Below are 25,640 nucleotides of genomic sequence, written 5' to 3'. Positions count from 1 at the left end.
CCACACCCCCGCAATCGCTATTTCTGCGGGTCTGGTGGGCTCTTATTTGTTTAAACTACACCGCCCCTGGCCGGCTGGCCGGAATCGTTTTACACACGATGCCTGCCAGCCGTCCAGGGAGACCTCCGATCCGTTGTTCAAGTAGTGACGGAGAGCGCTGGCTGTGGTGTCGACGAACGCGTTGGGTACGGCGCTGGCATCGACCCACCGGACCTGGGAGTGCTTGCGGGGTTCGCGGTTTTCGGGTTCGCCGGTCCATTCGTGGGCGGCAAAGACGACGGTGAGGAAGCCGTTGGGGGCTTCGACGCCCCAGGCGCCGTGGATGATGTGGGCGACCTTGAGGGACTCGGGCTTCACCGTGAGGCCGGTCTCCTCGTAGAGCTCGCGGACCGCGGTTTCGGTGATGGGCTCGCCCGGCTCGCTCTTGCCGACCGGGAGGTCCCACATTCCCTGGGCGAACTTGGCGTTCTCGCTGCGTTGGAGAAGGACTACGCGGTTGGTGGCCTTGTCGTGGACGATGACGGCGGCGACCAGCAGGGTCATCGATTCGAGTGCCGGCTTGAGGGCCTTCGGCTGGTCGTCAGTCTGCTGGGCCACGGTGTTCCCTTCGTCGGGCGGGTTGTTGGGCATGTTAGGCGAGGGCTTCGCGGGCGCGGCGGGCGAGATCGGCGGCGCCGGGCACTTTGCGACGCTGGTAGACCGCGAGGGTGGAGCGGATCGAGGTGATCGCCTTGCGGGTGCGGTCGGAGGTCATGCCTTCCATGAGGACCAGGGCCTGGGTCCAGGCGGCGACGGCCTCGTCGGCGCGGGCCTGAGCGGCGAGGCTGTCTCCGAGGTCGGCGTGGGTTAGGGCGTGGACGCGCTTGTACTTCACAGGGTCCCAGCGGGTGAGCGCGTCCCGGTGCTGTTGCTCGGTGCCGATGTGGTCGGCGAGGTCGGTCAGCGTGCGGGCGGTGTGGCTGGCCACGGTGCCGGCGGCGGGGCCGCTCACGCGGGAGTAGCTGGGCTGGGGGCCATCGTCCCGGAGAAGGGCGTCTTCGGCAGCGAGTAGGGCGCGCGCGGCCAAGGAGTGCTCGTCGGTGGCGGCGTAGGCGCGGGCGTGGGTGATGTGGAGCAGGGCCTCGGTCTGGCCGTCGACGTGGCCGAGACCTGCGCGTAGGGCGCCTTCGACGAGGTCGACGCAGTGATGGGGCTGCTTGAGGCTGAGGGCCTGGTGGGCGAGGGCGCGCATCATCCAGGCGGCGTGGCCGTGGGGGTCGGCTTCGCAGGCGAGCTTGTAGCCGACCTGGTAGTAGCGCTGGGCGGCGCCTTCCTGGCCGAGGTCGTGGTGCTTCCATCCTGCGAGGTAGGCAAGTTCGGCGACGGCGCCGAACGCGGCTCGGCGTAAGCCTTCGCTGGGGAAACGTCCACGCAGCATGGGGGCGGCGGTGTCGGCGAGGTACGCGGTGACGGTGGTCAGGCCGTGCCCGCCGCCGAGGCGCTCGTCGGCCGCGCTGAAGGCCGCGGTGATCTGGCGTACGACGTCCACATCCTCCGCCCCCACCAGGGACGTGCCGGTGCGGGCACGGAGCATGCGGGCAGCGGCTTCGTGGTCGTATCCGAGCGGCATGGCGACGCCGGCGGTGGTGAAGGCCGCGATGGCGAGGAAGCGGCGGCGCTCGACGTCGGCGCGGCCCAGGTCGGAAGCCGCGAGGACGGGGTCGGATTCCGCCGGCGCTTCGTCATCGCTGGCCTGGAGTCCGATCTCGGTCTGGGTAATCGTGCGCCCCGCTCGACGGGACAGCGCTTCGGCGAGGTACTGGCCTACTCGGCCCGACGGGGCACGGGTGCCGTTCACCCAGTGGGAGATAGCCGACTTGTTGGTCTGGAGCATCTCGCCGTTCTCGGCGGCGATGCGCCGCACGTCTCGGGCGAGCGCCTCGTAAGTGCAATCGGCCGCGTTGATGACGTCGCGCAGACGAGTGTTGGGATCTCTCTGCGCCGCCAAGATCGCCTCCACTCCGGAGCTGTAAACCGCGTATACCGCTTCAACTGCCTTCCACCGTACCCACTGAGCGTGACCAACGGTTCACTTATCAGCAGCCGCCCGGAACGGCCCGACCGTGATCCAGGCTCCCCCTTGGTCCGGGCGGCACCCCGAAGTTCCGTACGCCCACACCAGGCTCGGGCATTCCTGTGCCCGGACCCGGCCGATCAGAGACGGAGACACGGTGACCACCATCGACACCACGGCCATCACGGTCGAGCTGCCCGAGGCGTTCGACCCGCGCTGGAGCCGCCTGCCCGGCTTCCTGGTCGACGGCCGGCACATCACGATCGACCCGGCCGAGTACTTCTTCCGCTTCGAGTCGAACACCTGGCTCGTCGCTGACTGGGAGCTGGTCAAGGCCCAGCTCCTGGGACTGGACGAGACGACCGAGAGCGCGGTCGAGCAGCTCGCGCTCGACTTCATCAAGCAGCACAGCGAGTCCACGTCCGACGCGGCCCGCGTCCTGGCCACCGCGTACGAGGTGTACGCGTACCTCTTCCGCGAGGAGCACCTGGCCAGCCTCGGCCTGCCGCAGATCACCGTCGACCACCTGCGCATGCTGCGCGAAGCGGCCACGCTGATGGCGCTCAACAAGGTGGAGCTGGACGGGCACATCTCCAACGTCGGCCCGTGCTGGTTCTTCCCCGCCGCCACGTCCGTCGTCTTCGACCTGGACGACGAGACGGGCGGAATGCTGGACGAGGTCTACCACGGCGGCTGGTTCAACGAGCACCGACGGATCGAGTCCATCAAGGCCCACGCCGCGCTCGGCGGCCGACTCGTGCACGGATGCCAGTCCGTGCCGGACCAGTCCGGTGGCGTGGTCGCGCCCTACGGTGCCTCGATGGCCAACTTCCGTGATGACCTGGCCCAGTTCAAGGCGGGCTGGATCGAGCAGGTCTACGCCCACCGCGTGACCGAAGACGAGTAGCCCTGCCCCCAGTACGGCTCCGGGGCGGGCCAGCTCGCGCGCGCCCGCCCCGGAGTCCACCAGCCCCTGGAGACCTCATGGACCAGAGCCTGTCCGCCACCCTGCTCGCCGACTTGTGCGCTCTCGTCGGCAAGCCCCTCCCCGAACGTACCGAGATTCGCGTCTGGGGCATGTCCGGCGTCGAACGCGTCGCCTTCCCCGACAGCACCACGGCCGTCTTCAAATACGCCAAGGAACCCTTCGACCGCGAGGCCCAGGCCCTGCGATTGGCCTACCAGCGACGGCTCCCGGTCCCCGCGCTCCACGCAACCGCCATGCAGGACAAGTGGCTCGGGATGCTCATGGACGACCTCGGCACCCCCGTACGGGACGCAGACGACCTCGACGGCGTCGCCGCCGCCGTGATGCTCCATGCCGCCCGCCCGGCGGGCGGTCTGCCCCTCCTCGACGGTGCCAGCCTCGCAGCCCTGCCCGGCCGAGCCCTCGATCACCTCCAGCGGCTGCGAAAAGCCGACCGATGGACGGACTGCGACGACATCGAGACCGCGCTGGGGAAGATCTCCGCAGCGGCCGAGACCCGCGTCCAGGGGGCGACGCTCGACCCGTTCGGCTGGGTCCACTCCGAGTTCCACCCCACGAGCGTCCACATCGGGGAACACGGCTGGCACCTCCTCGACTTCGCACGCGCCTTCACCGGACCCGGCCTTATCGACCTCGCCTCCTACCACGGCACCACCGACGTACCGAGCCCCTTCCGCATGCGGATGCTCCTGGAGCAATACGTCACCGCAGGCGGTCATGAGGACGCCCTCGCCGCCCGGGGCGGCCTGACCGCCGAGGCGTGGGCCTTGGGCTGGCACCGCATGTGGGCCGTGGAGTGGTTCATGGAACAGGCCATCCGCTGGATCAACGACCCGGCCAAGGACCCCGCGTACATCCCCGTCGTCCGCCGCCACCTCAATGACGTGGTCCGACTCCTGGAGGTCTAGGTGCTCGCCCAGGTCTCCCCCTGGTACGCCCACGCAGCCCAGCGCACAGCCGCCGCTCCCGCGCACGCCCTCACCGCACCGACCCGGATGGAATGGAGCACCCACGCCGGCATCGGTCCCGGCGCCGAGATCCTGGGACGGAACCTGTGCGGAAAACGCGTCCTGGAGCTGGGCTGCGGCCCCGGCCACAACGTGGCCCACCTCGCGAAGCACCACCAGGCCCGCGTCACCGGCGTGGACCTGGTCGGTCTCCAGGTACGCCGCGCCCGCTCCCACTACGGCCACATCGACGGCGCCACGTTCGCTGCCGGCCACGCACTGCACCACCTGCAGGCCACCGGCCAGACCTTCGACGCGATCTACTCCGTCTTCGGCGCCGTCGGCCTCGTCGCCCCCGAGCTGCTCCTTGCCGCCATTTCACGACGCCTGAAACCGGGCGGTGTGCTGGCCTTCTCCGTCCCTCACCCGGCACGGGCCGGAAGACATCCATCCACGGACGACTGTCCGCGTGAGGACTACGTCACCATGCCTGACCGCACCCGACTGCCCCTCGCTCGATGGGAGTTCGACGCCCGCCGCTGGGGAGCCCACCTCTCCCGGACCGGCCTGCGCATCACATCGGCGCTGGAGCTGCGGCACCCGCGTCGCGACCCGTGGCCCACCACGCTCCTGATCACCGCCTGTAAACGCTGACCGATGGAGGCAACGATGCCCCTGCCCTACCTACTCCTGGACATCGACGGCGTCCTGATCCCGTTCCCGGCCGCCGGCGGCAGCACCCCGCCCACCCACGTCCGCCACACCGTCCTGCCCACCGGCCGGCACCTCGACGACCCCGTGCCCATCTGGCTCGACCCGAGCCAGGGCGGCATTCTCACCGACCTCCTGACCAGCGGACTCGTCACCCCCGTGTGGTGCACGAGCTGGCGCAGGGACGCCACCACGATCATCGGCCCTCTCCTGGGGCTGCCCGACTTCCCTTACATCGACCTGCCTCGCCCTCAGATCACCACCAGCCACCCCGACGGCTACCTCTGGAAACGAGACCACGTCGACGTCTGGCTGGCAGACGCCCCCGCCGTCTGGATGGACGACGACTTCACCGGCCTCGACCATGACTGGGCGATGGAGCGCACTACGAAGGGAACAGCTACCCTCCTCATTCAGCCCGACCCGCACCTCGGTCTACAGCCCGAGCACCTGACTGAGGTCACGAGGTGGCTCACACAGGTACCCACAGCTCGCGCAGCCTGACGACCGATGCCCTCGCCGCCACGGACGGGGAGGGAAAGCGAGTCTCGTTGTTGGGGAGTTCTTCCCCCGAAGGCCGGTCAAGGCCCCCCCTGCACCGGCCGGGATAGCGTCCTCGGATGAATCTTCATCTCATCAACGATGTGCCCGACGGTCTGACCCGACGAGCGCGAACCTTTGTCGGCACGCATGGCGTCAAAGTAGACGTTCGCCCCGTTGAGGGGCACCGGGAGTGGTGGCTCGAACGAGACGTTCCACCAGCGGTGATTGATCGGATGGCCTCCTACCAGAACCGATGGGGCGGTCTGCTCCTGCCACCCGCACCGAAGTACGACGGAGGCCCGAAGTACTTCGATCCGGACTCGCCGGAGGAGGGCTCCGCAGGATGGTGGTTCGAAGCCGGAATGCAGCGGACCGCGGTCCCCTACTCGTTCATGATCAGTCCGTCCGGCGAGTTCGGCATTCAGGCAGAAGAGTGGGCGCCCCTCCACGCAACCATCGAGGGTTGGGTGGAGTCGGTGGCCCTGGCCCACCACGCGTCCGGGTGGGCGAAACAGGTCACCAAGCTCGTCGGAGATGACGTCTCCAGCATCGACTTGACGGGTTACGTGCAAGTACGCGAGGTGACGGGCCTGACGGACACCTGGTGGCGAGGGCAAGATACGTTGATCGCTCTCTACAGCGGTGAGGCCGCTGCGCTGAACTTCCCCAGAGGCCGCACTGCCGTGATCTACTCCGGCCTCGACGATTGGGGGCTGCGAGGAGGTGTGGATGACGACGGCTGACGTGCCGTCCACCTCATCTCGGTTGCGGTTTAAGCGAGGTAGGCACGGTGTCCGTCAAGAGGCGATCGATAGTCTCTTCGTGTGACCGCCAACGAAGATCGCCAGTTTCCCGACGCCCTTGCCGCTGCGATGGCAGTTCGGATTGAGTGCATCGGCGAGGACGGGGTCGACTTCGAGCCCTATGAGTACTTCCTGTCTGCCGATGAGACCACTGACTGGTTTCGCGCGTGGACAGGCAACACCGAGGTGAACGGAGCCGAGTTCCGTGTCTTCGGCCAGGACGGCACCGGCGGTTACGCGGCGTTCTGGCTGGTTCGGCCGGGTAGGGGGCTCGCACAGCAGCCCATCGTTTTCCTGGGCTCCGAAGGGGAGACAGGCGTCGTCGCCAGCAACCTGGCTGCCTTCCTGTGGCTTCTGGCTGACGGCTTCGGCCCGTGGGAGGCTGCCACTTCGGACGAGCCCGAGCCCGATTGGGCTCCCCAGGTCAATCGTGACCTGGCGGCTGTTGCGGAGCGTTTTGCTCCGGGCCACCGTGCATCGGCCGCAGCGATCATCGCTCAGGCCGCGCACGAGTTCCCTGACTTCGAGGACACCATCGAGAAGCACTGCCGTTGAACCCGAACCGATGCCCCTGCCGCGATGGCCAGCGAGGGCATCAGGTCGGCGTCAGCGGCGTCGACCGCGGTCTTCAGCCCTCCTCGCTACTGGGGCGGCCGAAGTGACTTGCGCGGAAGGAACCAATGACGCCTGCTTGAAGGTGCTTCGGCTGCGAGCCGCCTGTGTCCGTCGATTCGGCTGGGCGGTGACACGCCAGTTCAGGACCTCGGCGGGGTGCTCGGCGCTGTCGAGTTCCCGCTCGGTGCCCACCTCAGCCAGGAGGCGGCCGGCGTTGTGGCCCTCGGCTTCGGCACGGGCGAGGGTCGTGGTCAGCGCAGGCCAGGAAGGGTCGGCCATGATGCGGTCGGCGTGGTCGGGGAGGGTCGCGCGCAGGTCCTGCTCGAAGCGGCGGGAGGTCTCGGCTCGTGGGGCGCGGCGGGTCAGGTCTGCCAGGACGGGTGTGGCGGCCTGCTGGTAGCCGGCTTGGAGGTGGCGGAAGGCTTCGTCGGCTGCTGCCGCTTGCTGTTGGTGGCCGCGCTGCTCGTGCCACTTGGCGGCGGCGCGGGCCAAGTGCACGGTGGCGAAGAGCAGGGCGATGGCGAGTCCGCCGGGTTCGTTAGAGGTGTAGGCGAGTTCCTTGGCGGCTTGGCGTAGTGCGGTGGCTGCTTGGTGGTCGGCGCGGGTGGCGGAGCGACGGGCGCGGTTGAAGGCCGAGGCGGCTGCGCGCAGCTCCGTGCGGTGCGGGCCGGGTGTGGCGGTGGCGATGTTGTAGAGGACGTCGCCGAAGTCGGCGAGGTGGGCCTGGGCGGCGGCATCGTCGTCGGAGTCGAGGACGGTGTGCGCCGTCTGCATCACGGCGATGGTGTGCTGCCAGGGCTCGGCGGGATCTGCCGCGAACCTAGGGCGGTCGACGACCTCCTGGTCGGGGAGACGCTCGCGGAGGCGGTTGATGGAGAGGTCGGGGGCGAGTTTCGAGCCGCCGTACCAGACGGGCTCGCCGGCGCTGTTGGTGTCGCCGGGTGCGGCGAGGCTGTAGCCGATCACGTCGCCGCTCTCGGGGCCGAGGCGTGTCTTGATTTTAACGACTTGGTACGCGATAGCCGGGGCCGTCAGAGCGATTCGATGGGCCTTGGCGATCCTGCGAGACTGCTGGCATGACTGGCACGATCGTGGTCGGCGACTATGACCCCCGATGGCCCGAGCGGTTTGAGGACCTGCGGGAGCGGCTTGCACCTCACGTCGCGGACCTGGCTGTATCCATCGAGCATGTCGGAAGCACAGCCGTGCCCGGATGTGCTGCCAAGCCGATCATCGACCTCGACATTGTGGTGGCCGAGGACGCCACCATGCCTGCGCTGATCTCCCGGCTTTCCGAGCAGGGCTACCGGCACGAAGGCGATTTGGGGATTCCGGGGCGGGAGGCCTTTCAAGCCCCTCCTGCGGCTCCCGAACATCACCTGTACAGCGTGGTCGCAGGCTCCAGACCCCACCTTGATCACGTCTTGCTCCGTGACTACCTACGTCAGCGGCCCGATGAAGTCCGGCGCTACAGCGCGTTGAAGGTGGCCCTCGCACAGCGGTTCCGTGCCGACAGCCAGGGCAGGCGGGACTACTCGAGGGCGAAGAGCGCTCTGGTAGAGGAACTGGTCGCGAAGTCCTACGTCGCTCGGGCCGCCGGAGAACCGTGACGTGACGGTGGCCGCACGGGTTGGTGATGTCGTGATGCATTACCGAGCCCGTGCGGCCTTGTCTCATCCTGCCTTCTGCGGCCTTGAGCGTGCACATCTGGGCGTTCTGATCGAGGAGTTGGCCGACCCCTGGCTGGGGCGGTGCGAGTCCGAGTTGCGTGAGCGTCGTGGCGGAGAGCGCAAGCGGGCCGCCGGAGCCGGGCCGGATCACAAGCTGGTCTTCACCGACAGGGTCCTGGTCACCGTGGTCCACCTGCGTCTGCAGCTGCCGCATGCAGCTCTGGCCGGGCTCTACGGTGTCTCCCGCCCAACCGTCACCCGCGCCATCCACGAGATCCGCCCGCTGCTGGCTGTCCGCGGCTTCGCCGTCCCCGACCGGCCCGGCATCCGCCTGCGCACCCTGGCCGATGTCTTCGCCTACGCCGAGGCCGAGGGTGTCGAGCTGCGCATCGACGGCACCGAGACCCAGGTCCGCCGCCCCCAGGCCGGCCGCCCCGGCCGCAAGGCGTTCGTATCCGGCAAGAAGAAGCAGAACACCGCCAAGACCACCACCATCAGCGACGGCTCGGGACGCCTACTGTGGTCCGGGGCCGACCGGCCCGGCAGAATGCACGACCAGACCGCGATGCGCACCGAAGGCATCGCCGAGCAGCTGTGTCTGCATCCGCAGGTCAAGGCGAAGGTCGACGAGGGATACAGAGGCCTGGCCAACGACTTCCCCAACCAGGTCCAGGCACCGCCACGCAAGCCGAAGGACAAAGTGCCGCTGGGCGAGAACTACGCCTGGCGCGAGGCGCGCCGACGGCAATCCTCCGCGCGGATCTGCGTGGAGCACACCATCGGCGAGGAGAAGAAGTGGCGGCCGCTCCAGCGGTACCTCGGCCGGCGCGATTCCTACGCCGAAACCCACGCCGCCATCGCCGGACTGGTCTCCGACCGCGCGGCCCGCAGGCCCACCCGGCGGCACACGAGCACCGAACTCGTGCTCGCCTGGAAGGCCGCCTGCTGATCACCCACCAGCCGACCCGCCAGGCCAGCACGCCCCGACCTCAATCGCGTACCGAGTCGTAATCCCGAGGGACTGCAGCACGGTGAAGTAGTCGGCCTCGGTGTGTACGGCGGCGGCGACCGCGTACGCCCGCTCGCGCAGCCACTGCCGTGCGGTAACGGTCTGGCCTTGGCGCGCGGCCTTGGCGCGTTCGGCGCCGGTGGGGGTGCGGGGGGCCGTGAGATCGCCGGACTTCAGGCGGCGTAGGAAGAACTCGGTCTCGATCCTGCGGCACTCGGCCTGGGCCCGTCGGCCGTCCTGGTGGGTGCGTGGGCGGCGTCCGTCGGCGCGGACGGTGGTGGCCATGATGTGGATGTGGTCGTCGGCGTGGCGTACCGCGATCCATCGGCATGCCCTCTCGTCGCCGTCGGGGGCGATGCCCGTGGCGTGCACGACGCGGCGGGCGACCTCGGCCCACTCGGTGTCTGTGAGGTAGCGGTCGCCGGGGGCGGTGCGGACCGGGCAGTGCCAGACGTGCTGCGGTGGCTTCTTGCCGCCCAGCTCGCGGGTGCGGAGGTCGACGTGGTGGTCGAGTCGCCTGGCGAGCTGGGAGTAGGTGGCTGCCGGGTCGCGGCCGGGGTCGGGAGCGCCGGTCATGTCCCAGGCGGCGACGATGTGGGGGTTGGTGTGCTCGTCGCGGCGCCCAGGGCCGAAGAGGTAGGCGATCAGTCCGCGGCTGTCGGAGCCGGTGGAGACGTCAGGAACCATGAGCCGTGCCGTTCGTCAGGAGCTGGTCGATGAGGTGGAAGCTGCTCCGTACTGCTTGCTCGACACGGTCGAGAACCGCCTCGGCGCGCTCGGGCGCGGTTCCTCGGTTGATGGCTGCGGTGATCTGGTTGAGGTTGCCGCCGATGCGGTTCAGCGCGACGGTGTGCGCCTCGACGGCCTCGATCAGCGGGCGGAGAGGATCGTCCTCCGGGCTGCCGACCATCCCCGCTTTGCCCTGCGCGACGGCCAGGGCCGCGTCTCCGACGAATCCGGCGAACCTCTGACCGCGCTGGTGAGCGGCGGCGCTGATCACCTGGACCGCGGTGCGCGTGAAGCGGATGGTCTTCTCCTGGTCGCGCTTCTCCACGGTGCGCTTGCGGTTCAGCTGCGCGGGCAGGGCGGGGGCGTCGAGATCCCGCCAGGAGGGCTGCTCGACGAGCGGTTGGGCATCGGTAGGCGTACGGGGAGGAGCGGAGTCGGCTGCGGGCCGGAAGGAGTCCTCGGCCACCCCCTGCTCCGGCTCGGGCGCCCCCTGGCGCTCGGCCTTGTCCTCCGCCACCCCTGAGGCGGGGGCAAGCGCGGACGAAGCCTCGTTAGAGGCTCGTTCGCTCCAGCTTGCTGCTGGTCGTCGGGTGAGCCTGAACAACTTCCTGCGGCGGCGGGAGGTGGTGTCGTCGGTGCTTGATTCGGGCATGGTGGTGCTCCGTCAGTAGTGGGGTGGGGCTTCGTCGCATCCGTCGCATCCGTCGCGTGGCTGGTCAGCGCAGGTACGGAGAGGGCCGCAGGTACGGATCGATCCGTAACGGCGAGGAGATCCGTCCCCGCGCTGACCTGCGCGGGGACGGATGCGACGGATCGATGCGGACCTGGAGTCAGCGAGCGGGCCTGGGGCCTGCGGTCCCGCTCGGCGGCCCTGTGGGCAGCGTCCCGGACGGAGGGGCGGGTGGCCTGCCCGGGGTCGGACGTGCCGGGACCCCGGCGGTGGGTACCGATGGGGCGGGGGCAGGGCAGTAGCGAGCCCATGCGTCCACGAACTGGTTACGGGCGTACGCCTTGGCCTGCCGGCCGTTCTCGAACCGGTAGTTAGCCGGGCTGATACCGAAATCGCGCAGCAGATTCGCCAGGTGGTAGGCGTTCAACCCCTTCGTGCCGTACTCCGCCCACGGGGCCTCGGCGTCCTGGATGAGCACGGCGAGCAGGTCCTGGCTGCGCAGAGCCTCCCGACCGCCCTCCTGGTCGAAGACGCGGCGGATGTCACGCAGCAGCCGCGTCTTCAGCGTTGTCTGCTCGTCCTGGACCACCTCGTTGCGCGTCATCGCCAGACAGGCGGCACGTGCTTGCGCGGGCCAGTGACCGCCGGCGAGGTCGGCGACGATGACGAGCGGCTCCCATGTGTCGGCGGCGCGGTCCTCGACGGGCATCTCCGGCACCGAGCCCGCGACGGTGCCGCGCAACGGGATCAGCCAGTCGGCCAGCCGGTCGCGCAGCGCGTGGAGTTCCGGTACGGAGTAGCGCGATCGGAACGGGGTGATCCGCTCGCCCGGCTTGCGCTTCTGCATGCGGATGACGATCGCGCGGTCCATGATCGTGTCCGGCAGGTCACCGATACCGGCCAGCGCCGCCATCGCGAAGGTGGGGAACGCGGTCGGCTTGTGCTCCGGCCCGGAGATCCGCCAGGCGGGCCGGTTGCGCTGGTGCCCGGCGTTCAGCAGGCCGCGCAGGTCTTCTTTGTCGCCCGCTTTGGGGCCGAAGATGGTGTCGGCCTCGTCCACCAGCAGCGTCGGCGGGTTCTTGCCGATGACGCGGAAGGCGACCGCGGGGGAGGTGTTCACCGTCATCATCGGCTGGTGGACGGTCTCGTAGAGGACATCCAGGAGACGGGACTTGCCGCACCCCTTGGTCGGCCCGACCACCGCCAGCCGTGGCGCGTGCTGGAGGCCGGGTTGGATGTGGGAGGCCGCGACCCAGAGGGTGACGGCGGTCAGGGCCTCGTCGCTCGGAAGAACGACGTACCGCCCGATCGCTGCACGGAGGTCGTCCAGCAGCGCGCTGCCTTCGCCTGCGGCCCCGCCGCCGTCTTGGGCTTCTGGTCCGCCTGGAGCAGGATCGCCTGCGCTGTCCGACGCGGTCGTCGGGGCACTGACCTCGGCAGGTCGCGAATCGCGCGAACTCCGGTGCGGAGCATCGGCGGTCGGGCCTCCGATGTCGGGGCGTGCTTCCCGGTCGCGAGGCAGGCCCTGGCCCGGGACCGCGATCGGTGGCCAGGCAACACCGGATGCCTTCGAGGTGGCGGGGGACGTAGGGTCCTTCATAGACGTTCCTCTCGGGTGGAGGACGAGACAGGCAAGGTCTCGCCCTCCACCGGTTCGTTCGTTCAGGGGTGGGCGACGTGCAGGGGAATCTCCGGCCCTCGGCGTAGGCGCGCCGAGGGCCGTTCCCTTGTCTGAGCGGGCCGGTGACTCATGAGGCCAGGCCCCAGTCGCCCCCGCCGTCGATCAGCGCGCGCTCGTAACGCAGCAGTTCGGCCTCGGGGTAGAGGACTCGCTTGCCGACCTTGATGCCGCGGGGTCCCTTCTGGAGATGGCGCCAGTAACGGACGGTGCTCTCGGCGGTGCGGTAGCGCTCGGCGACCTCGGCAATGGTCAGGCATCGCATGCGTTCCCATTCGGCTAGGCGGCGATTCGATCTGCATAAGGAGTACCTCACGATCGGCGGTTAGCCAAACCGGGAAGCCCATGTTTCAATTCGGATAGCGATGGTCGCGATGGAGGTTCGATGGGCGACGACATGACGGGGGGCGGCGAGGTGCCGCTGCTCTACAGCGAGGGCAACGTGGCGGGCCGCGTGGCACTGGAGCGCGAGGTCAGAGGGTGGAGCACGACCGAGCTGGCCGAGCGGGTGACCAGAGCGGGCGTGAAGATGAACCAGACGGCCGTGTGGCGCATCGAGAACGGGTCGCCCCGCCGCCGGATCAATCTCGATGAAGCGCTCGCCTTCTCCCGCGTCTTCGAACTCCCCCTCGAAGAGCTGATGTCCCCGCCCCTCGAAGGGCTCGACATCGACAGCCGACGGCTCGTCCAGGAAGCCGTCGAAGCGTTCTACGAAGCTCGCGACGCCCGCGACCGCCTGCACCGCGCCGTGGTCGCCGTCGCCGGCCACATCAAGGCCCACCCCGACAGCTCGCGCGCGATCAACGAGCAATGCCTCCGCCTCATGGGCGACGAGCGGGACGCCCGTGTCCTCAGCGGCGACATCGAGGACGGCGGCCACTACTGAAAACCAGCACCAAGGAGAAGCCACTTGGCGAACATCCAGAAGCGCCCCAACCGCAAATGGCGTGCCCGATACCGCGACCTCGACGGCAAGGAACACGCCCGCCACTTCGACCGCAAGATCGACGCCCAGCGCTGGCTCGACGAAGTCACGACCAGCGTGGTCACCGGTCAATACGTCGACCCGCGCTCGGCAAAGAAGCCCTTCAAGGAGTACGCGGAGGAGTGGCGGGCCAGCCAGCCGCACCGGCCGTCGACGGCCAAGGCCGTAGCCCAGCACCTGCGTTGCTACACCTACCCCGTCTGGGAGAAGCGGGCACTCGGCGCGATCAAGCCTGGTGACGTGCAGAGCTGGATCACCAGCCTGACGACCACCCACAAGCTCGCCGCGAGCACGTCCCGCACCGTCTTCAACACGGTCAACGCCGTCTTCCGGGCAGCAGTCCGCGACTGCATGATTCCGCACAACCCCTGCACCGACGCGAAGCTGCCCACAGTCCCGAGGAAAAAGGTCGTACCCCTGGCCGTCGAGCAGGTGCGGACGCTGGCCGAGGAGATACCCGGACGCTACAAGGGCCTGGTCCTACTGGGCGCTTGCACAGGGCTCCGCCCCGGCGAACTCTTCGGCCTCCAGCTCCGGCACGTGGACCTGCTGCACGCCACCGTCTCGGTCGAGCAGCAGGTCCAGCAGACCGCCAAGCACGGCGTGTACGTCTGCCCGCCCAAGACCGCTCGATCACACCACACGGTCCCGCTCCCCCGCATAGCGGTGGATGCGATGAAGGCCCACCTGCGGGACTTCCCCGCCGATGGGCCCGAGAGTTGGATCTTCACGGCGCCGCAGGGCGGGCCCGTGGTCTACACGCACTTCATGGACGGGTCCTGGCGGCCCGCCTGCGCGAAGGCCGGCATACCGAAGGGCACCGGACCCCACGCCCTCCGGCACCACTACGCCAGCCTGCTGATCAAGCACGGCGAGTCCGTGAAGACGGTCTCCGAACGCCTCGGCCACACCAACGCGGCCATGACGCTGAACATCTACACCCACCTGTGGCCCGACTCCGAAGAGCGGACCCGGGCTGCGGTCGACAAGGCGTATGCGGACCGCCCTGCCGACGGCGAGGCGCCTGCCGCCGAAGCGGTGTAGCGGCTACCCCCGCCGCTGGCTGGAGCCGTTGGCGTACGGCAACAGGGCCGGCCGGTCGATGAGACTGCCAGGGCTCCGGCGCCTCTAGTAGTACTCCCGGATGTATCCCAGTGCCCTCCCAAAGACATCTTGGTCGCGGATCTTGAACTTGATATAGAGCGCCTTGCGGAGTGCCTGCTGGACGAGGCGATCGCCCTCGTTAGTGCCCTGCCAACCGTCAAAGCGGACGGTACGGACGACGGAGTCGACCTCGTCGACGACCTTCTCAGCAATGATCGGGGCCCCCTCGCCTTTGAGCGACTCGAAGAGTTCGGTCAACGCAGCCTTTCCGCGCTCCTCGCGGGGCACCTCGGCAGCGGCCTTCTCCGCTGCGACCGTGTCCCGCGCCAGCGCGAAAAGCTCTTTGAGGAAATCCAGTGATGCCTGCTGAGAGTGGGCGTACTTCTCCCGCAGAGCATTCAACCGCTGGCCGAGCTCGATAAAGGCTGGGTTACCGACGTGCTTGGCAATGCGGGCGGTGATCCACTTCTCGACCTCACCGGGGTCGATGTCCTTGCGGTTTCCGGTCATCAGGTCCTCGATCACCTGCGCATCGAGGACGATGGTCTCCAGGTCGGTGCGGGGGACCTCGACGGCAACGTGCTCGTTTATGAGCTCAAGGGTCTTGGCGCCCAGTGTGTGCCAGACCAGCCGGCCGGTGACGTCGGTGGGTTGTACAGACTGGTAGACGTCGGTCAGCCAGCGGTAATCCGACTCATGCTCGGACAGGATCGGGTCCGGGGAGAGGGTCTCCCACAGCTGGGCGACGACGCTGTACGCGGCTCCGAAGGCATCGCGGGACTCGTCGGAGTCGATCGCGGTCTGTGCCTGGATCAGCCCCTCGTAGCCGCCGACGGTGCGGTCGACGCCCGTGAAGAACGCCAGAGCAGCCTCGATCGCCAGCCCGAGCTGGTCGCGGAGGACCGCGATGTTGGAGATGACCTGCTGGACGGACTTGTCGTCGAACTCGAAGGCCTTGGCGACGTCGTCGAAGATGCCGAGGTAGTCCACTATCAGGCCGTGGGTCTTCGCGGGCGGGTAGACCCGATTGGTGCGGCAGATCGCCTGGAGCAGGGTGTGCTCGCGCAGCGGCTTGTCGATGTACTGGGCGTAGAGGATCGGGGCGTCGAAGCCGGTGAGCAGCTTCGCGGTCACGATGATGATCTTCAGCGGGTCGGCCGGGTCGTTGAAGCGGGCGGTGATCCGCTCCAGCTCCTCACGGCCCGGGGTCCACTGCTTCCACGTCGGCTTGTCGCTGCGGCCGGTGGACATCACGATCGTGGACACGTCCGGGCCGAGCAGGCCGTCGAGCTCTTTCTTGTACGCCACGCAGGTGGCCTTGTCGTAGACCACGACCTGCGCCTTGAAGCCCTGCGGGGCGACCTTGGCGGTGAAGTGCTCGGCAATGTCGGCGGCGATCTTGCAGACCCGGGCGGGGGCCTTGATCAGGGCCTCCAAGGAGGCGGCCTTCTTCGACAGGGTGGTGCGGTCCTCCTCGGTGAGCCCGTGGCGGTTGGCGAGCTCGGCAAAGGCCGTGGTGATCGCCTCCTCGTCCAGGTGAATCTCCGAGAGGCGTGGCTCGAAGTGCAGCGGCAGGGTGGCGCCGTCGCGGATGGAGTCGGAGAAGGAGTAGCGCGAGAGATACCCGTGCTCGTCGGCCCCGGAGCCGAACCACATGAACGTGTTGTGGTCGCGCTTGTTGATCGGCGTCCCGGTCAGCCCGAACAGGAACGCGTTGGGCAGCGCCTCGCGCATCTTGCGGCCGTAGTCGCCCTCCTGGGAGCGGTGGGCCTCGTCGACCATCACGATGATGTTGTCGCGTGCGTCCAGCACACCGGATGCTTCACCGAACTTGTGGATCGTGGTGATGATGATCTTCCGCGCCCCCGTGCCCAGGAGCTCCTGCAGCTCCCTGCGGGACTCGGTGGAGACCAGGTTGGGGACGTCGGAGGCGTTGAACGTCGCGGTGATCTGGGTATCCAGGTCGATCCGGTCGACCACGATGATCACCGTCGGCGAGGTCAGCCCCGCCATTGCGCGCAGCTTCTGCGCGGTGAACACCATCAGCAGCGACTTCCCCGACCCCTGGAAGTGCCAAATCAGCCCCTGCTTGATCCGCCCGTGCAGCGCCCGCTCCACGATCAGGTTGGTCGCCTGGAGCTGTTGGAACCGCGCGATCACCTTGATCTTGCGGTGCTGCTTGTCAGACGCGAACAGCGTGAAGAACCGCAGGAAGTCCAAGATCGAATCCGGATCCAGAACGCCCTCGACCGCCCCCTTGACCGCCACGAGGCCCACCTTCACCGGCGTGTGGTCGTCACCGGACTCGTCCTCCCGCCACGGCCCCCACAGCTCCACCGGCATCCCGACCGAGCCGTAGCGGAAGTCCTTGCCCTCGGTGGCGAAGTTGAGCACGTTCGGCACGAAGAACGCCGGCACGTTGACCTCGTAGTCCTCCTTGACCTGCGCGGCAGCATCGATCCAGGAGTACGCCGGCCGCACCGGCGACTTCGCCTCCCCCACGACGAGGGGAAACCCGTTGCACCAGATCACCAGGTCGAAGCGCCGCTCCAGTCGCCCGACCCCGTAGGGCACCTCGGTGGAGACGATCCAATTGTTCGTACTGTGCTCGCCGGGGTGGTCGAAGTCGATCAGCTTGACGGTTACATGCTCGCCGTCGGGCCCGAACGGCATCGACTTCTGCCCCGTGAGCCATGCCGCGAACTCCTCGTTCGCCACCACCGGATTCGGCATGTTGCGCGCGGAGACCAGGATCGCGCGCAGCCGGTAGATCACCTCATTGGCCAGACGCGGATCCGCCTCGATGGTCGGGTTGAGGCGGAGTAACGCGTCTCTCACCTGCTGCTCCAGCAACACCTCATCGGTGCGGCGCGGTAGACGGCTCCCCTGCACGAACTGCACATCGACCGACTCCACCAAATCCCGAACGAAGTCCCGGACGGTGTTCGCCTCGTTGAAGGTCATTTGGCACCTCCAAATATCTCAGCAGTAAGTCCACTTCGGAATCTTGCGAGTCGAGATGCCTCAGCATTGGCACCTACGGTTGCGATGCGTCTTGCCCGGATGGCCGCGTGCAGGGTCCTGCGATCCGCAGGCCACGGAACCTCGACCTTCATGAGATCGCTCTTGTTGAGCTTACGCACGATTGTGGTGGTCTCCCGAGCCTGCAGCGCTGCACGGCCACGTGGATGAGCCAGGATGGCCTGCAGAAGTGCAGCGTCGTCGGCCGGTAGCCCAACGATGGACGTGATTTGCTGGTTTGAGATACCCGGCTCGGTAACGACCGCGGACTTGCCAAGATCGCCACCGATACACGCGACAGCAACTGAATTCTTCGGCACCATCCGACCCACTTGCGCGCCAGCGAGACTCACCCGCTGCCTAGCGGACGCAATGAACTCACCATCGATCTCGGATGGCGTGTAGAAGGGAACCTCCTCACTATTCCAGTAGTCGGCGTTCGCCTTCGAAGGCGTCGAACCCGTAACACACTCACCGATGACTCCGATGGCGAACTTGTGTTCAGCCTCCCACGCATGACGAAGCACCACGGCCGCCGCATCCCAGGTACGTTCAGCTCGTTCCCGGATGCTCAACCTGTACCTCTCCAGCGCCCAGAGGAGGTCAGCAAGGCGCTGCTGTTCGTCGAGGGGAGGGAGGTCGAACTCGTACCGCTGCATCTGACCCCAGAGCAAGCGCGGGTTCATCGAGCCGGTGGCCTCGGCGGTCGCGTAGGCGATGAAGTGGTCCGCGGCAAGGACGAAGGGCAGGAACTCCTGCAGCAGCCCGTTCTCGGGGACAGCGTCAAGGACGTAGGTCTTGTCGGCGACGACGCCGGAGAAGTTGACGGCGACGCCCGACTTACGAAGGTAGGGACGTGCTGAGACGAAGAGGATCTGGCCAGGCTGAAAGAGGTAAGTGAAAGTCGACCCCATCTGACCGTCGTTGACGTCACCGAATCGCTCGATGGTGAGACTGTCACCGTCGATGTGCCCCCCGCCGACGTAGCGGTCAACATCGCCGTTCGCCGGGTCGGCCTGACTACGGGAGCGACGGATGACGTCGCCGAGTCGCACTCGCTTCCAGGCGCTCTTGTCCAGGTTGAGACTCATCGGGCAACCTCCGTGCGCAGCAAGCCAAGAACGTCCTCGACGGCGACGTCCGCTGCTGTCGCAGCGTTGCGCCACCCTGCGAGCGTCGCTGCGACCGAGTCAGCCGGTGTCGAACCACCACCTGGCGCAGGCGTGACGTACTGCGGGATAGCCATGTTGCCATTGTTGGCGCGGATCTCGTCGAGGGTGGCGACTCGGGCGAAGCCCGGCACGTCATCGAAGTCCCGGAACACGCGCAGGATCTTCTGCTGATGCGTCTCGGAGAGGAAGGACTGGACGCCCGCTCGGTAGAACTCCTTCTTCGCGTCGATGAAGAGCACCTTGTGCCTGCGGTCAAGTGGCTTCTGCTTTCGGAGAACCAGGACCACTGCCTCCATGCCCGAGTTGTAGAAGAGCCCGTGGGCGAGGCCGATCACCGCCTCGACGGCGTCGGCATCGATCATTGCCTTGCGAACTGTCGCCTCACCGATCCGGTTCAGGACGCCGTGAGGCAGCAGGATTGCGGCACGGCCGGTCTTGGGATCGAGGCTCGCCTCGATGTGCTGGATGAACGCGTAGTCCGCAGCGTTCTGGGGCGGTACGCCCCACATGCTGCGGCCGTAGGGGTCTTTGGTGAAAGCGGCCCGGTTCCAGGTCTTGATGGAGTACGGCGGGTTGGCCAGGACGACGTCGAAGGTCCGCAGCCGGCCGTGGGCGTCGAGGAAGGCCGGCTGGGCGAGGGTGTCGCCGTGGGCGGTGTTGCCGTCGGCGATGCCGTGAAGGAAGAGGTTCATCTTCGCGATCGCCGAGGTGCCGTAGTTGAGCTCCTGGCCATACAAACGCAGGTTGCGCCACTCCTTACCCTGGCGCTTGAGCTCGGCGACCGTAGAGATGAGCATGCCGCCGGTGCCGCAGGTGGGGTCGTAGACCGACTCACCCGGCTCGGGCTGGAGCATCATCGTCATCAGGTGGACCAGGGTGCGGTTGGTGTAGAACTCCTGGGCGGTGTGGCCGGAGTCGTCGGCGAACTTTTTGATCAGGTACTCATAGCCCTGCCCGAGCTCGTCCTCGGGCAGGTTCGCCACCGACAGCGTCTTGGTCGAGAAGTGCTCGATCAGGTCCGAGAGCGTCGAGTCGGGAAGCAGGTTCTTGTTGGTCCACTCGCCGTCGCCGAAGACGCCGGTGAGGGTGTCGGGGTTAGCGGACTCGATGGCCCGCATCGCGGCCTTGAGTGCGGTGCCGACGTTGCTGGTGACCTTGCGCAGGTCGGCCCAGTGGACGCCTTCGGGGATGGCGAAGCGGTGGTTCTCCGGGAGGTCGGCGAGCTCCTCGTCGCCGTACACCTCCAGGGCAGCGGCGTGCTCCTCGTCGTAGACGTCGGAGAGACGCTTGAGGAAGACCAGCGGAAAGATGTACTGCTTGTAGTCGCCGGCGTCGATCAGCCCCCTCAGCAGCACTGCGGCGCCCCACAAGTAGGACTCCAGTTCCCGCTGGGTGATCCACTTCGGGCTCGTCGCGGTCATGCGCCCAGCCCCCAGTTCGCCAGCTCGGCCTCCAGCGCTGCGCGGGTCTCGCGAGCCTTCGCGTGCGCGGTCTCCAGGTCGACCAAGGCCTGCTCCAGGGTGATCTGCTCGCCGGCCTCGGTCGGCTCGACGTACAAGGGGATGTTCAGGCTCCAGCCGTTGGCCTTGATGTCGTCCAAGGTCGCGACCGCGGCCAGGCCGGGCTGCTCGGCGTACTCCTGATACGCCTTCAGTAGGGTCTCGGCGTGGTCGGGCTCAAGAGTGTTCTGGTTGCGGCCACGCTTGAAGCGCGACTCTCCGTTGACGAAGAGCACCTTGTCCTGCTGCTCGGCGGGGCGCTGGCGACGCAGGATCAGCACGCAGGCAGCCAGGCCGGTGCCGTAGAACAGGTTGGGCGCCAGGCCGATGACGGCCTCCACGAAGCCAGCCTTGAGGACGTGCTCGCGAACGCGGCCCTCGGCGCCCTGGCGGAACAGGGCTCCCTGCGGGAGGACGACCGCGACCCTTCCTCCGGTGGGTGCAGCGGAGGTGAGCATGTGCTGGGCCCAGGCCCAGTCGGCGTACCCCTTCGGCGGCACCCCGCCCAACTCGTTACGGCCCCACGGATCGGAGGCCCACTGCTCGTGGCCCCAGTTCTTCAACGAGAACGGCGGGTTGGCGATCACACAGTCGAACCTCGCCAACCGGCCGTGGTCGAAGTAGGCCGGGTCGCGCAGCGTGTCGCCGCGCTCGACGTGGAAGTCCTCCATGCCGTGCAGCAGCAGGTTCATCCGGGCGATCGCGGAGGTTGTGAGCACCTTCTCCTGGCCGTACAGCCTTCCGAGCACGGTCTTCGGGTCACCGCCGCGGGCCTTGATGTGCTGGATGACCTCGATCAGCATGCCGCCAGTGCCACAGGCCGGGTCGTAGACCGTCTCCCCCTCCTGGGGGTCGAGGATCTTGACCAGTAGGGCGACCACCTCGCGCGGGGTGTAGTACTCGCCAGCCTTCTTGTTGGACTGGTCAGCGAACCGCTTGATCAGGTACTCGTACGCCTGCCCCAGCACGTCAGGAACGGCTTGGGAGATCGAAAGGGTCTTGATCGAGAAGTGCTCGATCAGATCAATCAGCTTGCTGTCCGGCAGCTTGTCCTTGTTGGTCCAGGTCGCGCCGCCGAAGATGCCGTACAGCGTGCCCTGGTTGGCCTGCTCGATACCGCGGAAGGCGGTTTTGAGGGCCCCACCGACGTTCTCGGTGCGTTCGCGTACGTCTGCCCAGTGGCAGCCATCAGGGATGGTGAACCGGTGGTTCTCCTCGAACGCCGCATACGTGTGGTCGCCACCGGACTCGTCCAGCGCGTGGGCATACTCCTCGTCGTACACATCGCTAATCCGCTTGAAGAACATCAACGGGAAGATGTACGCCTTGAAGTCCGCCTGATCGATGCTGCCCCGCAGTAGATCAGCCGCCTTCGCCAGATACGACTCCAGTTCCCCCAGTGTCAACGGCATCGGAAGCTCCTGCTCCCCCGCACCGACCGCACTCGACCCCACTCGATCACTACTCGTTTCCATACTCTGCCTGGTCGGCTCGCCGTCCCGGCGACCACGTGTCGGAGCGTAACGGGATCCGCCAGGGCTGTATCACATACACGTCAAACGCTGCGGACTCCGTGCGGACCACAAAGGCCGCCCAACCCGCTCCGTCGCAGGTCAGACGGCCTTTCGCCGAACGTGTTAGACGTTGAAGCGGAACTCCACCACGTCGCCGTCCTGCATCACGTAGTCCTTGCCCTCCATACGGGCCTTGCCCTTGGCGCGGGCCTCGGCGACCGAGCCCGTTTCGACCAGGTCCTCGAAGGAGACGATCTCCGCCTTGATGAAGCCCTTCTGGAAGTCGGTGTGAATGACACCGGCCGCCTCGGGGGCCGTGGCGCCCTTCTTGATCGTCCAGGCTCGCGCTTCCTTCGGGCCTGCGGTGAGGTAGGTCTGCAGGCCCAGGGTGTCGAAGCCGACGCGGCCGAGGGTGGCGAGGCCGGGCTCCTCCTGACCCATGGACTGGAGGAGTTCCAGGGCCTCGTCGTCGTCGAGCTCGATCAGCTCGGACTCGATCTTGGCGTTGAGGAAGATCGCCTCGGCCGGGGCGACCAGGGCGCGCTGCTCGTTCTTGAAGTCCTCGTCGACCAGCTCGTCCTCGTCGACGTTGAAGACGTAGAGGAAGGGCTTGGTGGTGAGGAGGTGCAGCTCGTGGAGGAGCTTGCCCTTCTCCGTGCCCGCGGTGATGCCGGCGGAGAAGAGGGTCTGGCCGGACTCCAGGATCTTCTGGGCCTCCTCGACCGCGGCGAGGACCGCGACCTTCTCCTTCTGGAGGCGGGACTCCTTCGTGAGGCGCGGGACGGCCTTCTCGACGGACTGGAGGTCGGCGAGGATCAGCTCGGTGTTGATCGTCTCGATGTCGTCCTTGGGCGAGACCTTGCCGTCCACGTGGACGACGTTCTCGTCCTTGAAGGCGCGGATGACCTGGCAGATCGCGTCGGACTCGCGGATGTTCGCGAGGAACTTGTTGCCCAGGCCCTCGCCCTCCGAAGCGCCTCGGACGATGCCGGCGATGTCGACGAAGTCGACCGTCGCGGGAAGCAGGCGCTGCGAGCCGAAGATCTCGGCCAGCTTGTTCAGGCGGGCGTCCGGGACGCCGACGACGCCCACATTCGGCTCGATCGTGGCGAACGGGTAGTTGGCCGCCAGCACGTCGTTCTTGGTCAGGGCGTTGAACAGGGTCGACTTGCCGACATTCGGCAGACCGACGATTCCGATCGTGAGCGACACGTTGGCGACTTCCTGAGGAGTGAGGAGGTGAGGGGAGCAGTGGGAAGGAGGGCGGACACGCATGGGGCCGGGTGGGCCGAATCTCCAGTTTACGGGCGGGGGCAACCGGGTAGCCACGGGTCCGGCCGGGTACCGGTCCGGTCGCCGTTCGGCCGTGTGGCATCGAACTCATCCCCAAGGTCACCCAAAGCGCGTGTCCCGCACCGGTTTCCTCCCGCCCGGCGACCTACGTTGTCCCGGTGGAGCAGCACAGGACACGTCCCCCGCAGCGCAGGCAGCCTCAGCAGGCCCCGCTGTCCCCGCAGGGCACCATCGACGAAGCAGCCACCGTCTACCGGGTGGTGGACGCACAGCCGGAGGGCCGGTCCCGGCCGGTGCCGCCCGTCGTTCTCGCACTGCGCAGGCTGCCGAATCCCCGGCTGACCGGCATCGGTGCGGGGCTCTTCGCCGCCGCCTCGATGTTCGTACTGGCATGCCTTGACGAACTGTTGTTCGAGGGTTCGTCGGCGGTGTTCGGCGCGCTGTTCCTGCCCGTCAGCGCACTGACCGCGCTGTGGGTACGGCCCGCGGACCTGGTCACCGCCCCGATCATCGTGCCGATCGCGTTCGCCGTCGGGGTCATCCCGATCTCCGGCGGCACCAGCGGTTTCGCGGGCCAGACCATGGCACTCGTCACCGCGCTCGCCGTGCACGCCGGGTGGCTGTACGGCGGAACGCTCATCGCCGGGCTCATCGCGACCGTGCGGAAGGTACGGCTCATGCGGCAGCGGCAACGTCAGCGCCGGATGCTGCTCGCCGCGGAGACGGCCCGTGCCGCACAGCCGCCCCGTCGCCCCCAGCGCTGACCGGGGGCGGGGCGGGGCACGCCGACCGGGGGGCGGGGCGGGAGCGGGGCCGCGCGGCCCTACGCCTTGTCCGCCGCCGCCATCGCCGCTCCCACGATGCCCGCGTTGTTCTGCAGCTCCGCCGGCACCATCTCGGCCCGTACGTGCTCGATCAGCGGCAGGAACTTGTCGGCCTTGCGGCTGACTCCGCCGCCGATGACGAAGAGTTCGGGCGAGAACAGCATCTCCACGTGGGCCAGATACTTCTGCAGCCGGTGCGCCCAGTGGTGCCAGCTCAGCTCCTCGTCCTCCTTGGCCTTGGTGGAGGCGTGCTTCTCGGCGTCCTGGCCGCTCAGCTCCAGATGGCCCAGCTCGGTGTTGGGGACGAGCTTGCCGTCGATGAAGAGGGCGCTGCCGATCCCCGTACCGAGCGTCAGCACGATCACCGTCCCCTTGCGGCCGCGCCCTGCGCCGAACGCCATCTCCGCGATGCCCGCCGCGTCCGCGTCGTTCAGGACGGTGACGGGAAGGCCGAGCCTGTCCCCGAGCAGTCCGCGGGCGTCCGTGTCGATCCAGGACTTGTCGACATTGGCCGCGGTACGGGTGCAGCCATTGGTGACGACGCCCGGGAAGGTGATGCCCACCGGGCCCGACCAGTCGAAGTGACCGACCACCTCGGCCACGCACCCGGCCACGTCCTTGGGCGTGGCCGGGTGCGGTGTCAGTACTTTGTGGCGCTCCTGCGCCAGGTCTCCGCGGTCCAGGTCCACGGGAGCGCCCTTGATCCCGGATCCGCCGATGTCCACGCCGAAGATCTGCATGCAATCCACGGTACGGGCAGGTGGCCCGGCCCACTTCCCGGAACGGGAAGCCGGCGTCGTACGGCCGTCACTTCTCCATGAGCGTCGCGGCCTCGGCACGCAGGTCGCGGCGGAGCTCCTTGGGAAGCGAGAACGTGATGGACTCCTCGGCCGCCTTGACGATCTCCACGTCCTCGAAACCGCGCTCCGAGAGCCATGCCAGGACCCCGTCGACCAGGACCTCGGGGACGGAGGCGCCCGAGGTGACGCCGACCGTGGAGACACCCTCCAGCCAGGCCTCGTCGATCTCGTCGGCGAAGTCGACCAAATGGGCGTCACCGGCGCCGGCGCCGAGGGCGACCTCGACCAGGCGGACGGAGTTGGAGGAGTTCTTGGAGCCGACGACGATCACGAGGTCGGCGTCCGTGCCCATCTGCTTCACAGCGATCTGGCGGTTCTGCGTGGCGTAGCAGATGTCGTCGCTGGGCGGCGAGATCAGCAGCGGGAACTTCTCCTTGAGCGCGCCGACCGTCTCCATCGTCTCGTCGACGGAGAGCGTGGTCTGGGAGAGCCAGACGACCTTCGACGGGTCGCGCACCTCGACGCCCGCGACATCCTCGGGGCCGTCGACCAGCGTGATGTGGTCGGGGGCCTCGCCGGAGGTGCCGATGACCTCCTCGTGGCCCTCGTGGCCGATCAGGAGGATGTCGAAGTCCTCCTGCGCGAAGCGGACGGCTTCCTTGTGGACCTTGGTGACCAGGGGGCAGGTCGCGTCGATCGTGGCGAGCTTCCGCTCTGCCGCCTCCTCGTGCACGGTCGGCGCGACGCCGTGCGCGGAGAACATCACGATCGAGCCCTCGGGGACCTCCGCCGTGTCCTCGACGAAGATCGCGCCCTTCTTCTCCAGGGTCTGTACGACGTACTTGTTGTGGACGATCTCATGGCGCACGTACACCGGGGAGCCGTACTGCTCCAGGGCTTTCTCCACGGCGATCACGGCACGGTCCACGCCCGCGCAGTAGCCACGGGGAGCGGCGAGCAGGACGCGGCGGGGTGTCGTAGCAGTCATGCGCCCCATCGTAAGGCCGCGTCG

23 protein-coding genes and 2 pseudogenes are annotated in these 25,640 nt (G+C 67.8%); 11 read left to right on the top strand and 14 right to left on the bottom strand.

What is annotated here, in order from left to right; translation table 11 throughout:
- Nucleotides 1-42: 42 nt before the first annotated feature.
- Complete coding sequence (locus tag ACFVT1_RS10990; RefSeq protein WP_389794217.1) at nucleotides 43-630, bottom strand: NUDIX domain-containing protein; 588 nt, start codon at nucleotides 628-630, stop codon at nucleotides 43-45.
- A gap of 1 nt (nucleotide 631) precedes the next feature.
- On the bottom strand, nucleotides 632-1,987 hold the full coding sequence (locus ACFVT1_RS10985) for a tetratricopeptide repeat protein (RefSeq protein WP_389794216.1): 1,356 nt from the start codon (nucleotides 1,985-1,987) through the stop codon (nucleotides 632-634).
- Nucleotides 1,988-2,210: 223 nt separating this feature from the next.
- Here ACFVT1_RS10985 and ACFVT1_RS10980 point away from each other — a divergent pair, with 223 nt between their 5' ends.
- The 6 genes from ACFVT1_RS10980 to ACFVT1_RS10955 all read left to right on the top strand — a co-directional run bounded on the left by ACFVT1_RS10980 (nucleotide 2,211) and on the right by ACFVT1_RS10955 (nucleotide 6,600).
- A complete protein-coding gene (locus ACFVT1_RS10980) occupies nucleotides 2,211-2,960 on the top strand; it encodes a hypothetical protein (RefSeq protein ID WP_389794215.1) in 750 nt (249 codons plus the stop codon).
- A gap of 77 nt (nucleotides 2,961-3,037) precedes the next feature.
- Complete coding sequence (locus ACFVT1_RS10975; protein WP_389794214.1) at nucleotides 3,038-3,949, top strand: aminoglycoside phosphotransferase family protein; 912 nt, start codon at nucleotides 3,038-3,040, stop codon at nucleotides 3,947-3,949.
- Entirely contained in the window at nucleotides 3,950-4,642 is a 693-nt protein-coding gene (locus ACFVT1_RS10970) for an SAM-dependent methyltransferase (protein WP_389794212.1), read from the top strand.
- Nucleotides 4,643-4,657: 15 nt separating this feature from the next.
- On the top strand, nucleotides 4,658-5,203 hold the full coding sequence (locus ACFVT1_RS10965) for an HAD domain-containing protein (protein WP_389794210.1): 546 nt from the start codon (nucleotides 4,658-4,660) through the stop codon (nucleotides 5,201-5,203).
- A 116-nt stretch (nucleotides 5,204-5,319) separates the two neighbouring features.
- Nucleotides 5,320-5,985: a hypothetical protein gene (locus ACFVT1_RS10960; RefSeq protein WP_389794209.1), complete on the top strand. Its 666-nt coding sequence runs from the start codon at nucleotides 5,320-5,322 to the stop codon at nucleotides 5,983-5,985.
- Nucleotides 5,986-6,066: 81 nt separating this feature from the next.
- A complete protein-coding gene (locus ACFVT1_RS10955; protein ID WP_389794207.1) occupies nucleotides 6,067-6,600 on the top strand; it encodes an SMI1/KNR4 family protein in 534 nt (177 codons plus the stop codon).
- Nucleotides 6,601-6,651: 51 nt separating this feature from the next.
- Here ACFVT1_RS10955 and ACFVT1_RS10950 read toward each other — a convergent pair.
- Nucleotides 6,652-7,665, bottom strand: a pseudogene (locus ACFVT1_RS10950) (mobilization protein); the annotation flags it as partial.
- Nucleotides 7,666-7,736: 71 nt separating this feature from the next.
- Between ACFVT1_RS10950 and ACFVT1_RS10945 the strand changes: the two are divergent.
- Nucleotides 7,737-8,270, top strand: coding sequence for a GrpB family protein (locus tag ACFVT1_RS10945; RefSeq protein WP_389794206.1), 534 nt, complete (start codon nucleotides 7,737-7,739; stop codon nucleotides 8,268-8,270).
- A gap of 34 nt (nucleotides 8,271-8,304) precedes the next feature.
- Nucleotides 8,305-9,279: a transposase family protein gene (locus ACFVT1_RS10940; RefSeq protein ID WP_389794587.1), complete on the top strand. Its 975-nt coding sequence runs from the start codon at nucleotides 8,305-8,307 to the stop codon at nucleotides 9,277-9,279.
- 33 nt (nucleotides 9,280-9,312) lie between these two features.
- Here ACFVT1_RS10940 and ACFVT1_RS10935 read toward each other — a convergent pair.
- The 4 genes and pseudogenes from ACFVT1_RS10935 to ACFVT1_RS10920 form a co-directional block, all read right to left on the bottom strand.
- A pseudogene (locus ACFVT1_RS10935) lies at nucleotides 9,313-10,026 on the bottom strand (relaxase/mobilization nuclease domain-containing protein); the annotation flags it as partial.
- Nucleotides 10,016-10,585, bottom strand: a complete 570-nt coding sequence (locus tag ACFVT1_RS10930; RefSeq protein ID WP_389794585.1) for a hypothetical protein — start codon at nucleotides 10,583-10,585, stop codon at nucleotides 10,016-10,018. The gene ACFVT1_RS10930 and the pseudogene ACFVT1_RS10935, both read right to left, overlap by 11 nt.
- Nucleotides 10,586-10,898: 313 nt before the next feature.
- Complete coding sequence (locus ACFVT1_RS10925; protein WP_389794205.1) at nucleotides 10,899-12,338, bottom strand: DUF3631 domain-containing protein; 1,440 nt, start codon at nucleotides 12,336-12,338, stop codon at nucleotides 10,899-10,901.
- A gap of 148 nt (nucleotides 12,339-12,486) precedes the next feature.
- Nucleotides 12,487-12,681 carry a helix-turn-helix transcriptional regulator gene (locus tag ACFVT1_RS10920; protein WP_389794204.1) on the bottom strand — a complete coding sequence of 65 codons (195 nt, stop codon included), beginning with the start codon at nucleotides 12,679-12,681 and terminating at the stop codon, nucleotides 12,487-12,489.
- Between the two features lie 120 nt (nucleotides 12,682-12,801).
- Here ACFVT1_RS10920 and ACFVT1_RS10915 point away from each other — a divergent pair, with 120 nt between their 5' ends.
- Together ACFVT1_RS10915 and ACFVT1_RS10910 are read left to right on the top strand one after the other, a co-directional pair.
- A complete protein-coding gene (locus ACFVT1_RS10915; protein WP_389794203.1) occupies nucleotides 12,802-13,302 on the top strand; it encodes a helix-turn-helix transcriptional regulator in 501 nt (166 codons plus the stop codon).
- A 24-nt stretch (nucleotides 13,303-13,326) separates the two neighbouring features.
- A complete protein-coding gene (locus ACFVT1_RS10910) occupies nucleotides 13,327-14,445 on the top strand; it encodes a tyrosine-type recombinase/integrase (protein ID WP_389794202.1) in 1,119 nt (372 codons plus the stop codon).
- An 84-nt stretch (nucleotides 14,446-14,529) separates the two neighbouring features.
- Here ACFVT1_RS10910 and ACFVT1_RS10905 read toward each other — a convergent pair whose 3' ends face one another.
- The 5 genes from ACFVT1_RS10905 to ychF form a co-directional block, all read right to left on the bottom strand.
- Nucleotides 14,530-17,469, bottom strand: coding sequence for a type I restriction endonuclease subunit R (locus ACFVT1_RS10905; RefSeq protein ID WP_389794201.1), 2,940 nt, complete (start codon nucleotides 17,467-17,469; stop codon nucleotides 14,530-14,532).
- Nucleotides 17,466-18,617 carry a restriction endonuclease subunit S gene (locus ACFVT1_RS10900; RefSeq protein ID WP_389794200.1) on the bottom strand — a complete coding sequence of 384 codons (1,152 nt, stop codon included), beginning with the start codon at nucleotides 18,615-18,617 and terminating at the stop codon, nucleotides 17,466-17,468. Before ACFVT1_RS10900 ends, ACFVT1_RS10905 begins: the two co-directional genes overlap by 4 nt.
- Nucleotides 18,614-20,119, bottom strand: coding sequence for an N-6 DNA methylase (locus tag ACFVT1_RS10895; RefSeq protein WP_389794199.1), 1,506 nt, complete (start codon nucleotides 20,117-20,119; stop codon nucleotides 18,614-18,616). Before ACFVT1_RS10895 ends, ACFVT1_RS10900 begins: the two co-directional genes overlap by 4 nt.
- Entirely contained in the window at nucleotides 20,116-21,609 is a 1,494-nt protein-coding gene (locus ACFVT1_RS10890) for an N-6 DNA methylase (RefSeq protein WP_389794198.1), read from the bottom strand. Before ACFVT1_RS10890 ends, ACFVT1_RS10895 begins: the two co-directional genes overlap by 4 nt.
- Nucleotides 21,610-21,834: 225 nt before the next feature.
- Nucleotides 21,835-22,923: a redox-regulated ATPase YchF gene (gene ychF / locus ACFVT1_RS10885; protein ID WP_376314558.1), complete on the bottom strand. Its 1,089-nt coding sequence runs from the start codon at nucleotides 22,921-22,923 to the stop codon at nucleotides 21,835-21,837.
- A gap of 239 nt (nucleotides 22,924-23,162) precedes the next feature.
- On the opposite strand from ychF, the gene ACFVT1_RS10880 reads away from it, so the two are divergent.
- Nucleotides 23,163-23,768, top strand: coding sequence for a DUF6542 domain-containing protein (locus ACFVT1_RS10880; protein WP_389794197.1), 606 nt, complete (start codon nucleotides 23,163-23,165; stop codon nucleotides 23,766-23,768).
- A gap of 59 nt (nucleotides 23,769-23,827) precedes the next feature.
- On the opposite strand, the gene ppgK is transcribed toward ACFVT1_RS10880, so the two are convergent.
- Nucleotides 23,828-24,568 (bottom strand): polyphosphate--glucose phosphotransferase, encoded by a 741-nt coding sequence (gene ppgK, locus ACFVT1_RS10875; RefSeq protein ID WP_389794196.1) that lies wholly within the window; start codon nucleotides 24,566-24,568, stop codon nucleotides 23,828-23,830.
- A gap of 67 nt (nucleotides 24,569-24,635) precedes the next feature.
- Complete coding sequence (locus ACFVT1_RS10870) at nucleotides 24,636-25,625, bottom strand: 4-hydroxy-3-methylbut-2-enyl diphosphate reductase (RefSeq protein WP_389794195.1); 990 nt, start codon at nucleotides 25,623-25,625, stop codon at nucleotides 24,636-24,638.
- Nucleotides 25,626-25,640: the final 15 nt, after the last annotated feature.

This window comes from Streptomyces sp. NPDC057963 (genome assembly GCF_042887155.1).
GTDB lineage: Bacteria > Actinomycetota > Actinomycetes > Streptomycetales > Streptomycetaceae > Streptomyces.
The sequence above is the reverse complement of the archived record's forward strand: the minus strand, read 5'-3'. Positions and strand labels throughout refer to the sequence as shown.